Genomic DNA, 10874 nt, shown 5'->3' with positions numbered 1-10874 from the left:
AAACCGGGTGAGGGCACCCTTTTTGCGTATGGGTGGGAACTCCCGTGGATTGCCGCATTAGTGGGTGGGGCAAGTTGCGATCCAGGGGGGATCATGAGACGCAAACCGGGGATCATGGCCTGCGTGCTGCTGGCCTGCGCCCTGGCCGGATGCGGGGGCGAGGGAGCGGAGAGTTTCCTCGACACGCAGGCCATGGCCCAGCTGCACGAGGTGCTCAGGAAGCAGCCGCGGCTGCCGGACGGCTTCACGGTCCGGCCCGGGCAGGCGTGGCGAATGCCGTTCGGGTCCGGGAACAAGAGCTGCCGGGCACTGCTGGCGCCGGCCGGAGGGCGCGCGCCCGAGCAGGCGCTGACCGCCCAGGCGGCGGTCAGCTACCACGGCGACGGGCTGGGGGAGCAGGCCGGGGTGGGCCTGGCCCGGTACGCCGCCGGGGAGGCGGAGGAGCATCTCGCCGCGCTGGCCAGGGCTCGGGAGTCGTGCCGGGCGGTACGCACCTCCTCCGGCACCGATCTGCGGCTGCTGGAGCTGCCGGTCGAGGGCGCGGGCGACGGGGCGGTGAGCGCGCGGCTGCAGGGCCGGCTGAACGGCTATCCGTACGCGATGGACGTCGTGCTCTCGCGGGTGGGCGACACGCTGGTGTCGGTGGTGCACACGGGCATGAACGAGGTGGACGCCACCCGCACCAGAGAGGTGGTCGAGGCGGCCATCTCCCTGGTTGACGCCTAATCTGGTCCACGTGACTCTCGATCCTGAAGACAGCAAGATCATTACCTTGGCGCGGGCGACCAGGGCGCGTAACGGCACCGCCGAAGGGGCCGCCGTACGCGACGAGACCGGACGCACCTACGCGGCGACCAACGTGGCGCTGGACTCGCTCACCCTGTCGGCCGTGCAGGTGGCGGTGGCCATGGCGATCTCCAGCGGCGCACGGTCCCTGGAGGCCGTGGCGCTGGTGACCGGCGGCGAGCCGAGCGCGGACGACGCGGCCGTGGCCGCGGAGCTGGGCGTCAAATCGCTGCTCGTGGCCGGTCCCGACGGCACGCTGCGGGGCTGACATGCCGATGTCGCCGTTCCTGGCACGGCTGCGCGAGAAGGTGGGCGCCGAGCTGCTCATGCTGCCGTCGGTGGCCGGCTTCGTGTTCGACGACGACGGCCGGCTGCTGGCGGCCCGCCACGGCGACGTGGGGCTCTGGGCGGCGCCGGGCGGCGGCATCGACCCCGACGAGCGGCCGCAGGACGCCGTGGTCAGGGAGCTGCGCGAGGAGCTCGGCGTCGAGACCGAGGTACGCGGACTGATCGGCGTCTACGGCGGACCGGAGTTCCGTACCACCTACCCGAACGGCCACCAGGTCGGCTACGTCATCGCGGTCTACGGCTGCGCGCTGGTCTCCGGCGTCCCGCGGCCCGACGGCGTCGAGATCAACGGCTTCCGGTGGGTGACCGAGGAGGAGTTTGCCGGGCTGCCGACGACCCCTTGGACGCCCGGCGTGGCGCCCGAGGCATTCGCCTGGTGGCGTGAGCACGCTCGTTGATGGGACACAATGCAGTACGTGACTTCGCCAGACAGCCATCGCGCCGGATTCGCCTGCTTCGTGGGGAGGCCGAACGTCGGCAAGTCCACGCTGATGAACGCCCTGGTCGGCGCCAAGGTGGCGATCACCTCGTCCAAACCGCAGACGACCAGGCGCGTCATCAGGGGCATCGTGCACCGTCCCGACGCCCAGCTCATCATCGTCGACACACCGGGCCTGCACCGGCCGCGCACGCTGCTCGGCGAGCGGCTCGACAGCCTGGTGCTGTCGACGCTGACCGAAGTGGACGCGATCGGCTTCTGCGTCCCCGCCAACGAGCCGATCGGCAAGGGCGACCGGTTCATCGCCGACAAGCTGTCCGCGGTGAAGAAGACGCCCGTCGTGGCCGTGGTGACCAAGTGCGACCTGGCGTCCAAGGAGCAGATCGCCGCCCAGCTGCTGGCTGTGTCGCAGGTGGCGGAGTTCGCCGCGATCGTGCCGGTGTCCGCGCAGTCGGGTGACCAGCTCGACGTGCTCGCGGATGTGCTGATCGAGCACCTGCCCGAGTCGCCGCCGCTCTACGAGGGCGGCCAGCTCACCGACGAGCCGGAGCAGGTGCTGGTGGGGGAGCTGATCAGGGAGGCGGCCCTGGAGGGCGTACGCGACGAGCTGCCCCACTCGATCGCGGTGGTGGTCGACGAGATGCTGCCCCGCGAGGGGCGCGACGACCTGCTGGACATCTACGCGCACTTGTTCGTGGAGCGGCCCTCACAGAAGGCCATCATCATCGGGCACAAGGGCGAGCGGCTACGGGACGTGGGCACCAGGGCCCGCAAGCAGATCGAGGCGCTGCTGGGCACGCGCGTCTACCTGGACCTGCGGATCAGCGTGCTCAAGGACTGGCAGCGCGACCCCAAGCAGCTGCGCAGGCTGGGCTTCTACGACTGATCTCCCGCCGCGCCGCTATGAGCGGCGGAACAACGCCAGGGCCGCGAGGACGACGACCGCGACCGAGCACGCCAGCGCGGCGAACCAGCCGATCCTGATCACCGGCGCGATCGACAGCACCTCACCCAGATCGATGGAGATCCGGTCCTGGAGCCCGCTCCCGTGGGTCACGAACATCACCACCACCAGCACCGCCGCCGCCCCCGGGACGAGGGCCAGGGCGGCCAGCCGCGGGCGGGTGAGCACCCCGGCCAGGCCGCACGCCAGCGCGAGCAGCCCGGCGAGCAGCGTGTAGACGCCGAACGCGTCGTCGATGCCGCGCATGTCGTTGGCCACCCCGCCGCCGATCAGGGCACTGCGCGCCTCCAGCCCCGCCCAGGGCAGGATCGCGCAGCACACCAGGAGCGCTCCGGCGACGGACACGGCCAGCGCGTAGCCGCGACGGGTGCGCGGTCGGACGGGCGCGGGCTGGAGGTCATCGGCCACACGATCACTGTATGCCGGGTCAGCCCGCTCGCCTACCTTGTGCGACGGAGTCATCACCATCGACGCAGGCCGCTCTTTCCCCCCATTCCAGTCGCGATCGCAACTCCACCGCGTCGGCGGCCAGAGCCGACACCAGCGTGCCGGACTCCGCCAGGGGCAGGACGGCGACCCCCTCGGCGACGAGCGGTCCCTTGGCGGTCGCCGTGAGGAACGTGGTGCCCACGCAGCGGGCCGTCCCGTAGACGGCCGGGGAGGTGTCGAGCGCCGGGTCGCCGACGGTGAACTCCTGCCTGATCAGGGGGCGGCCGGCGCAGGTGGCGTCGAAGCGGGCGTGGCAGCGGCCGGGCTCCTCGCCGTACCGGCCGAAGACGATCTCCTCGCGCCACAGCACGCTCGCGCCCGGCTCCAGGGCGAGACGGACGATCAGGCGGTGCTCGCAGCCGGTGGCGAGGACCGTGGGTTCGGGGGTGAAACGCAGCGTCGCGCCCGCGCCCACCCGGGCGGTGATCAGCATCTCCGACTCGCCCTCGCCGGGCAGGACCAGGGTGCTGGCCACCGAGCCCAGCTCCAGGGTGGTACGCGGGGCGACCTCGACATCCAGCGCCAGCCGGTCGCCGCCGAGCGGGCCGGCCGCCGTCGAGACGAGGTGGACGGTGTGCGGGCCGGTCTGGCGCAATGTGAGCGGCGGCGCCGAGGCCAGCCGGGTCACCAGGGTCCTGCCGTCCGCACCCAGGGTCGTCGCCACGGCGGCCTTGGCCCGCATCGCCCGCCGCCCTCGCGACGACAGCGGTTCCTCGGCCGCGCCGCCGCCGGGCCGGTGCTGTGTGGCGGCGTCGGCGGGCCTCTGGCGCCCCGCCGCGTCCCCGGTGCCGGCGGGCCGGCGGTGTGTGGCGGTGCCGGCGGGCTGCGGGGGTGTGGCGGCCTGGGCGGGCATCAGGAGACGGGGGACGCGTGGCTGTGGGACCAGGCCCACACCTGCTCCGAGACCCAGTCGGCCACGGTCTCGGCGGTGGGATCCTGCCTGATCGAGGTGAACAGCACCGGCCGCTCGCCGCGCACCGCTTCCGCGTCACGGGCCATCACGCCCAGGTCGGCGCCCACCATCGGGGCCAGGTCGGTCTTGTTGACGACCAGCAGGTCCGCCGTCGTGACGCCGGGGCCGCCCTTGCGCGGCACTTTGTCGCCGCCGGACACGTCCAGGACGAAGATCTGCTTGTCCGCCAGGCCCCGGCTGAACGTGGCCGTCAGGTTGTCGCCGCCGCTCTCCACGATCACCAGGTCCAGCGGGCCGAACCGGTGCTCCAGGGTCTCGACGGCGTCGAGGTTCGCCGCGATGTCGTCGCGGATGGCGGTGTGGGGGCAGCAGCCGGTCTCGACCGCGAGGATGCGTTCGGCATCGAGTACGCCCGCCTTGCGCAGGAAATCGGCGTCCTCGGTGGTGTAGATGTCGTTCGTCACCACTCCCAGGGACAGAGACGGCCCCAGGGTCCGGCACAGCGCGGCCACCAGGGCCGTCTTGCCGCTGCCCACCGGGCCGCCCACCCCCAGCCGCAGCGCTCTGCCGCGGCCGTCAGGGGCGTGGTGATGGTCGTCGTGTACGGCGCCCATGTCGTGCTCCTTCCTATGAGACGAACAGCCTGACCTCGGCCCGCGCATGCTGCTCGGCCAGGAGGTCCAGTGCTGGTGCTGAGTACGCGGGCAGCGCCTCCCAGCGGGGGGCGAGGTGGATGCCCGGGCAGGCGTCCGCGGCGGCGGAATGGGCTTCCGCGGCCACGGTGGTGAGGTCGGGGGCGAGGTCGGCCAGCAGTCTGTGCACGGCGACCGGGTCCAGGCCCAGCAGCCGGACCGCGGCCGTGGCCGGGCCGCTGATCGCGTGGTATGCCGCCGCCATGGCCGCCTCCTCGGAGGTGGCTCCCGCCGCGTGCGCCGCCACCCCGAGCGCGATCGGGTGATGGGGACTCGGTACGTCCCGCGCCAGCTCGTCCAGCACCGCCGACGGCCACACCCGGCGGGCGACCCTGAGCAGCAGCCTGCCCTGGGTTCTGGAGGCGTCCCGCTGGGCGGGGGAGGCGGTCCTGGCATCGACCTCGGCATCGAGCCGCATCCAAGGAGACTCCTGGCCGGCCTCGGCCGCGTTGCCGCCAGGCGTGCGGGAGGCTTGGAGGTGGGCGGCGGCCGTCAGGGCGGCGGCGAGGGCGCCTGAGGTGCGCAGGCGGCCCCCCAGGAAGCGCGCCAGCGACGGCACGTCGCACACCGCCCCCGACGCCACCGCCCGTTCGGTGCCGCCCGAATGGGCGTGGCCCCCGGCCGGGAGGCGAGAGTCGGCGAGGAGGAGCAGGGCCGCGTTCATCAGAACAGGAAGTAGCGCTGCGCCATGGGCAGGCTGGTCGCGGGGGATGGCTCGATGAGGTCGCCGTCGATGCGGACCTCGAACGTGTCGGGCGCCACCTCGATCCTGGGCAGGGCGTCGTTGAGCGGCATCGTGGACTTCCCGCGCCGGCGCACGTCCGCGACCGGGGCCAGGCGGCGGCGTACGGACAGCCGGTCGGCCAGCCCCGACTCCAGGGCCAGTGGCGCGACGAAGTGGAGCGAGGTGGCCGCGGCCGTGACCGGCGAGGCGCCGAACATGGGGCGGGGCAGCACCGGCTGCGGGGTCGGGATGGAGGCGTTGGCGTCGCCCATCTGGGCCCAGGCCACCATGCCGCCCTTGAGTACGAGGTCGGGCTTGACCCCGAAGAACGCCGGGTCCCAGAGGACGAGGTCGGCGAGCTTGCCGCGCTCGACGGAGCCGATCTCGGCGTCCAGCCCGTGGGCGATGGCCGGGCAGATCGTATATTTCGCGATATAGCGGCGGGCGCGGAGATTGTCCGCCGGGCCGCCGCCCAGCGACCCCCGCCGCGCCTTCATGACGTGCGCCGTCTGCCACGTACGGATGATCGTCTCGCCGATCCGCCCCATGGCCTGGGAGTCCGACCCGATCATCGAGATCGCGCCCATGTCGTGCAGCACGTCCTCGGCCGCCATCGTCGAGGGCCTGATGCGCGACTCGGCGAAGGCCAGGTCCTCCGGGATCGACGGGTTCAGGTGGTGGCAGACCATCAGCATGTCGAGGTGCTCGTCGAGCGTGTTGACGGTGTGCGGCCTGGTCGGGTTCGTGGAGGAGGGCAGCACGTTGGAGTAGGCGGCGACGCGGATGATGTCGGGCGCGTGCCCGCCGCCCGCGCCCTCGGTGTGGTACGCGTGGATCATCCGATCCCCGATGGCCTTGAGCGTCGACTCGACGAACCCGGCCTCGTTGAGCGTGTCGGTGTGGATGGTCACCTGCACGCCGGTGGCGTCCGCCACGCTCAGGCAGGCGTCGATGGCCGCGGGCGTGGTGCCCCAGTCCTCGTGCAGCTTGAACCCGGAGGCCCCGGCCTCGAGCTGCTCGAGCAGGCCGGCCGAGCTGACCGTGTTGCCCTTGCCGAGCAGCGCGAAGTTCAGCGGGTACGCATCCAGCGACTCCAGCATCCTGCCGAGATACCAGGTCCCGGTGACGGTGGTCGCCTTGGTGCCCTCGACGGGCCCGGTCCCGCCCCCGATGATCGTGGTGACGCCGGACCCGATGGCCTCGTCGAGCAGTTGCGGGCAGATCAGGTGAACGTGCGAGTCGACGGCCCCGGCGGTGAGAATCTTGCCGTTGGCCGCCAGCACCTCCGTGGACGGCCCGATGACCAGGTCCACACCGTCCATGGTGTCGGGGTTGCCGGCCTTGCCGATGGCGTAGATCCGGCCGTCGCGGATGCCGACGTCGGCCTTCACCACGCCCCAGTGGTCGAGGATCACCGCGCCGGTGATGACCAGGTCGGCGGCGCCCTCGGCCCGGGTGGTGCGCGCCTGGCCCATGGACTCGCGGATCACCTTGCCGCCGCCGAAGACCGCCTCGTCGCCGGCCCCGGCGGGCCCCATCGACAGGTCCTCGGTGACCTCGATGAACAGGTCGGTGTCGGCCAGCCGGATCTGGTCCCCGACGGTGGGCCCGTACAGCGCCGCGTAGCGGGCGCGGGACATCCGAGCTCCGTCAGCCATCGAGCGGCCCCGCCCACTCTGAGCGCAGTCCCGGGACCACCCGGGCGCCTGCGAGGGGTACGAGCGTCACGTCGCGTTCGACGCCCGGCTCGAATCTGATCGCCGTCCCGGCCGGCACGTCGAGCCGCATCCCCCAGGCCGCCTTCCTGTCGAATTCCAGCCCCGGATTGGCGGCCGCGAAGTGGTAGTGCGAGCCCACCTGGACCGGCCGGTCCGCCGTGTTGACCACGCGCACCGTCACCCGCTCACGCCCGGGGTTGAGCGCGATCGAGCCTTCGGGGTGCACGTATTCGCCCGGGATCACGGGATCGGCCTGTGCACGGTCACCAGTTTCGTGCCGTCCGGGAACGTGGCCTCGATCTGCACGCTCTCCAGCATCTCCGGCACCCCCTCCATGACGTCGGCCCGGCCGAGCACCGACCGTCCCGACTCCATGAGCTCGGCCACGGAACGCCCGTCCCTGGCCCCTTCCATGAGGAACGACGCGATGATGGCGGTAGCCTCGGGATGGTTGAGCCGCAGGCCCCTGGCCTGCCGCTCGCGCGCCACCCCGGCGGCGACGTGGATGAGCAGGCGCTCCTGCTCGTGTGAGGTAAGCCGCATGGCCGGACCATAGGAACCGGCGGTTTCCTCGCTGTTGCCGGTTGATGTCGTGTTGGTTTCGCACCCAGGCGCACGCGTACATTACGAGGCTTGTGTTTTTGTGAAACATGCAGCAATGGCCAATTAACGCCCGAGATGCGCGCCTGAAATTTCGGGCAGTCACCTTTCTCACAGAACTGTTCGGCCGGCGGTCCTCACTGTGCCAGCAGCGCCCTGGCGTTCGCGCCGCCCTGGAGGTCGCCGGTCTCCTCGAAGACCTCCAGCGCGGTCCCGGCCAGCTCGCGCGAGCGCTCCAGCGCGCCCTCCGCCCGGTTCACCCGGGCCAGGGCCAGCAGCGCGTGCGCGTCGAGCAGCCGGTCGCCGAGCCGGACGGCGATGCCCCTGGCCTGCTCGGCGGCGGCCCTGGCGGCCGGCTTGGCGGCCTGCGCGAGGTGTACGGCAGGGAACGTTGATCAGGATGGCACATTTCACGCCGTTGCCGGACGGGCTGTGCGGGGACAGTCGGTCAGACCAGGATGGCCACGGCGCGCACGGTGACGCCCGTGCCGACGAGCAGGACGAGCGCGGCGGTCATGGTGGCGGTGAAAGGGCGCAGGCGCTGGAGGCGGCCGGTCAGGGTCAGGTCGCGCAGGCGGCGCAGCGCGAGCGCCGCGCCGAGCAGCGTCAGCGCCATGCCCAGGCCGTAGCACAGGACGGTCAGCACGCCGAACGCGGTGCGTCCCAGCGCCATCGCGCCCAGGAGCACCACCAGCGCCGACGGGCTCGGCACCAGCCCACCCGCGATCCCCAGCGCCACCACTCCCGCACCCCGCCCCCAACGCCCGTGGCCGTGCCCGTGCCCGTGGCCGTGGCCGTGGCCGTGGCCGTGCCCATGGTCGTGGGTTTGGGCAGGGCTTCGATGGCGGGAGCGGAGGGCCGAGCGGAGCAGAGCAGTGCCGGTCAGCGCGATGATGACCCCGCTGACCACCCCGAGCCAGCCCAGCACCACGTCTCCCGCGAGCGAGGCGGTCACCGTGACGAGCACGCCCAAGACCAGAACCCCCGCCGTGTGGGTCAGCGTGACCGTGGCCGCCACCGTGCAGGCGTCCCGGAGCCGCCCCTCCCGCCCGGCCAGGTACGCGGCCATGACGGTCTTGCCGTGGCCGGGCATGGCGGCGTGCACGGCACCGAGCACCAGCGACAGCAGCAGGGCCAGCAGCCCGAGCGGCACGGTCAGCCGGTCGGCGCCCAGCAGCCCGTTGAGCCGGTCGGCCAGCATGCCGGTGTAGCGGGTGATCACGTCCACGCCCGGCACGCTCACCGCCGTCTCGCGTTCCCCGCTGCCCGGCTCCGCCGTGAGCCGCGCCTGCCTGATGTCGAGCGGCGAGCTGAGCAGGTCGGCCGGGTAGTCGCGCAGCTCCCCCGACACGCTGCGCGCGGGCACGTCGGACCGGCTGATCCGGACGCCGCGCCCGGTCGCGGTGATCTCCCGCCAGCCGACGACGTCGCTCCTGTAGTGGTTGGCGAAGGTGAGGGCGAGCGGCCGGTCCACGCGGACGGGCGCGGTCAGGCGGCACTCCAGCCTGCTGGTCGGCAGGCCTGCCGCGCCGGGGTGATAGGCGAAGGACGCCTCGGTGACGCGCCAGGTGAGCGGCCGCCCGCCGGCCTGCGCGCGGACGGCCCCGCTGAGCTCGGCACAGGCGCGCCGGGCGGACACGCTCGCCGGCTCGCCTGGCCGGGCGCTCTGGCGCTGCTGCAGGGTGGGGATCTCGGCGCTGTCCACGATCGCGGTGTCCTCGACCCGGTCCCGGGAGATCACGAGCCCGTCGTATCGATTGACGCTGAAGTTCCCCAGAGGATGCGCCGCCCTTCCGGCGGCGGGAACGGCGGGAACCACGGTAGCCAGGACGACGACCGCGAGCACCGTAGCGACGCGGGCGGTGTTGGAGCGGACGGTGGCAGCGGCGTTGGCGCGGGCGATCATGCCGGGTGGGCCGATTCGGCGAGTGCCGCGCGGGCTCGTGTTGCCCCGCCCGGTGAGAAGTGCGGGTTGATGGAGAGGGCATCGGCCAGATGGGCACGCGCGGCATCCGGGTGCCCGAGCGCCCGCTCGATCTCCCCGCGGTGGTAGGCGAACAGCGCGTTGCGCCCGCCGAGCCGGGCGGCGCGCGCGGCGTACCCGGCGGCCTCGGCGTGGCGGCCCGCGCGGTGCAGCGCCCAGCCGAGTGCGTCGGCCACCTCCACGCTCTGCCGCCGTTTCCACTCCGCCCGCAGGCGGCGCACGGCGGCGGCCGGGTCCCCGTGGTCGGCCTCGAACCGCCCCACGGCCAGGTCGTCGCCGGCCCCGCCGGCGGCCAGCAGCTTCTCCTGCGCGGCGAACACCGCGTACTGCCGCCGCGCCCCGGCCCGGTCGCCGAGGTGCTCCAGCAGCTCGCCGTATTCGACCACGTAAGACGGCGCGCGGGCGACGGCGGCGGCGTAGTCGCGCAGTGCCTCGGCGGTGCGCCCGAGCGCGGCCAGCGCGCGGGCCCGGCCCGCCAGGGAGGGCGCGTGCCGGGGTTCGGCGGTCAGCGCCCGATCGTAGGCGGCGACCGCGCCCCGCGCGTCCCCCGAGCTCCAGGCCAGCTCGCCCAGTTGCCACAGGCAGAAGGCGTATTCGGTGGAGCTCGCGGCGATCTCGCGGGCCCGCTCCAGGGCGTGCCGTGCGCGGTCGTCGTGCCCGTGCAGGTGCTCCATGCGCGCGACGCGGGTGAAGGAGGCGAGGTCGGGCCGTCCGTCGAGCATGCGCCGCAGGCTGGCCTCGGCGCGTTCGTAGTCGCCCAGCTCCAGGTAGGCGTCGGTGAGCACGCCGTACAGCGGCCACCGGTACGGCGCCGCCGCGCGGGCCCGCTCGCCCCAGCGGAGCCCTGCGGCGAAGTCGTGCCTGGCGTTGGCCAGCGCCCCCATCCCGATCACGGCGTCGATGCCGCCGGGGGACAGCCGCAGGGAGCGCTCGAAGGCCCCCTGCGCCTTGCCGTGATAGGCGGTGTCCCCGCTGCCGCGCGCCTGCTCCAGATAGGCGTGGCCGAGGCTCGCCCAGGTCGCGGCGTCGTCCGGGTGGCGGCGCAGGTGCTCCTGGCCGAGGTCGATGTACACCTCCGGAGACCGCCCCGCCGGCCGCGGCGGCGGCTCGTTCCCGCGCAGCAGGCCGCCGGGAGAGAACAGGACCAGCAGCGCGCCGCCCAGCAGCGTGCAGACCAGCAGGGGCAGGAGTCTCCGTAGGCGTGTCATCGGTTCGGC

General features: G+C 73.1%; 14 protein-coding genes. 4 read left to right on the top strand and 10 right to left on the bottom strand.

Features of this window, described 5'->3' with window-relative positions:
• Window positions 1-93 precede the first annotated feature (93 nt).
• The 4 genes from ACTMTI_RS07645 to era are packed head-to-tail and all read left to right on the top strand — an operon-like array spanning window position 94 to window position 2459.
• The gene (locus tag ACTMTI_RS07645) at window positions 94-726 is read left to right on the top strand and encodes a hypothetical protein (RefSeq protein WP_441119100.1); all 633 of its coding nucleotides are present in this window, start codon (window positions 94-96) and stop codon (window positions 724-726) included.
• 10 nt (window positions 727-736) lie between these two features.
• Entirely contained in the window at window positions 737-1054 is a 318-nt protein-coding gene (locus tag ACTMTI_RS07640; RefSeq protein ID WP_441119099.1) for a cytidine deaminase, read from the top strand.
• 1 nt (window position 1055) lies between these two features.
• On the top strand, window positions 1056-1532 hold the full coding sequence (locus ACTMTI_RS07635; protein ID WP_441119098.1) for an NUDIX domain-containing protein: 477 nt from the start codon (window positions 1056-1058) through the stop codon (window positions 1530-1532).
• A gap of 9 nt (window positions 1533-1541) precedes the next feature.
• Window positions 1542-2459 carry a GTPase Era gene (gene era / locus ACTMTI_RS07630; RefSeq protein WP_441119096.1) on the top strand — a complete coding sequence of 306 codons (918 nt, stop codon included), beginning with the start codon at window positions 1542-1544 and terminating at the stop codon, window positions 2457-2459.
• Window positions 2460-2474: 15 nt separating this feature from the next.
• Here the strand turns inward: era and ACTMTI_RS07625 are convergent, their stop codons facing one another.
• From ACTMTI_RS07625 to ACTMTI_RS07580, 10 genes are all read right to left on the bottom strand, one after another.
• Complete coding sequence (locus tag ACTMTI_RS07625) at window positions 2475-2945, bottom strand: hypothetical protein (RefSeq protein ID WP_441119095.1); 471 nt, start codon at window positions 2943-2945, stop codon at window positions 2475-2477.
• A gap of 19 nt (window positions 2946-2964) precedes the next feature.
• Window positions 2965-3879, bottom strand: a complete 915-nt coding sequence (locus ACTMTI_RS07620) for an urease accessory protein UreD (RefSeq protein ID WP_441119094.1) — start codon at window positions 3877-3879, stop codon at window positions 2965-2967.
• The gene (gene ureG, locus ACTMTI_RS07615; RefSeq protein ID WP_441119093.1) at window positions 3879-4553 is read right to left on the bottom strand and encodes an urease accessory protein UreG; all 675 of its coding nucleotides are present in this window, start codon (window positions 4551-4553) and stop codon (window positions 3879-3881) included. The genes ACTMTI_RS07620 and ureG overlap by 1 nt, the downstream gene beginning before the upstream one ends.
• Before the next feature lie 13 nt (window positions 4554-4566).
• The gene (locus ACTMTI_RS07610; RefSeq protein WP_441119092.1) at window positions 4567-5295 is read right to left on the bottom strand and encodes an urease accessory protein UreF; all 729 of its coding nucleotides are present in this window, start codon (window positions 5293-5295) and stop codon (window positions 4567-4569) included.
• The gene (locus ACTMTI_RS07605) at window positions 5295-6995 is read right to left on the bottom strand and encodes an urease subunit alpha (RefSeq protein ID WP_441119091.1); all 1701 of its coding nucleotides are present in this window, start codon (window positions 6993-6995) and stop codon (window positions 5295-5297) included. The genes ACTMTI_RS07610 and ACTMTI_RS07605 overlap by 1 nt, the downstream gene beginning before the upstream one ends.
• Window positions 6996-7005: 10 nt before the next feature.
• Entirely contained in the window at window positions 7006-7317 is a 312-nt protein-coding gene (locus ACTMTI_RS07600; protein ID WP_441119090.1) for an urease subunit beta, read from the bottom strand.
• Window positions 7314-7616 carry an urease subunit gamma gene (locus ACTMTI_RS07595; protein WP_441119088.1) on the bottom strand — a complete coding sequence of 101 codons (303 nt, stop codon included), beginning with the start codon at window positions 7614-7616 and terminating at the stop codon, window positions 7314-7316. The genes ACTMTI_RS07600 and ACTMTI_RS07595 overlap by 4 nt, the downstream gene beginning before the upstream one ends.
• 194 nt (window positions 7617-7810) lie before the next feature.
• Window positions 7811-7933: a hypothetical protein gene (locus ACTMTI_RS07590; protein WP_441119087.1), complete on the bottom strand. Its 123-nt coding sequence runs from the start codon at window positions 7931-7933 to the stop codon at window positions 7811-7813.
• 188 nt (window positions 7934-8121) lie between these two features.
• On the bottom strand, window positions 8122-9579 hold the full coding sequence (locus ACTMTI_RS07585) for a High-affinity nickel-transporter (protein ID WP_441119086.1): 1458 nt from the start codon (window positions 9577-9579) through the stop codon (window positions 8122-8124).
• Window positions 9576-10865, bottom strand: a complete 1290-nt coding sequence (locus ACTMTI_RS07580) for a tetratricopeptide repeat protein (RefSeq protein WP_441119084.1) — start codon at window positions 10863-10865, stop codon at window positions 9576-9578. Before ACTMTI_RS07580 ends, ACTMTI_RS07585 begins: the two co-directional genes overlap by 4 nt.
• Window positions 10866-10874 lie beyond the last annotated feature (9 nt).

This window comes from Nonomuraea sp. H19 (genome assembly GCF_052068215.1).
Taxonomy (GTDB): domain Bacteria; phylum Actinomycetota; class Actinomycetes; order Streptosporangiales; family Streptosporangiaceae; genus Nonomuraea.
Note: the sequence above shows the minus strand (reverse complement) of the source record. Positions and strands in the feature narration are given on the sequence as shown.